Source organism: Pseudomonas shirazensis, from assembly GCF_050496565.1.
Classification (GTDB): Bacteria; Pseudomonadota; Gammaproteobacteria; order Pseudomonadales; family Pseudomonadaceae; genus Aquipseudomonas; species Aquipseudomonas shirazensis_A.
In genome coordinates this window covers 1-325 of record NZ_JBNWAE010000056.1, presented here as the reverse complement: position 1 = coordinate 325, position 325 = coordinate 1, and the positions used below count along the sequence as shown (strand labels likewise).

Sequence of the window (325 nt, the reverse complement as noted above, 5' to 3'; positions counted from 1 at the left end):
GAAGACGCCGTTCAGCTTCGACGTCTCGGTGTGGGAGTTCCTCTGGCCGCTGCAAACCGGCGCTCACCTGGTCATGGCGCGCCCCGGCGGTCATCGCGATCCGGAATACCTGCGTCAGGTGATCCGCAGCGAAAACGTCACCACCTTGCACTTCGTGCCCTCGATGCTGGATGTGTTCCTGGCCCATGGTGAGGCTTCGGCGGCTTCGTTGAAGCGCGTCCTGTGCAGCGGCGAGGCCTTGCCGGGCAGCCTGGTGCGACGCTTCCACACGCAACTGCCGAGTGTCGAGCTGCATAACCTGTACGGCCCGACCGAAGCTGCTGTA

At 64.3% G+C, this 325-nt stretch carries 1 protein-coding gene; it reads left to right on the top strand.

From position 1 onward, the window contains the following. The coding region (locus ACQZ2L_RS25095) for an AMP-binding protein (protein ID WP_430328320.1) at positions 1-325 on the top strand (325 nt) is incomplete at both ends.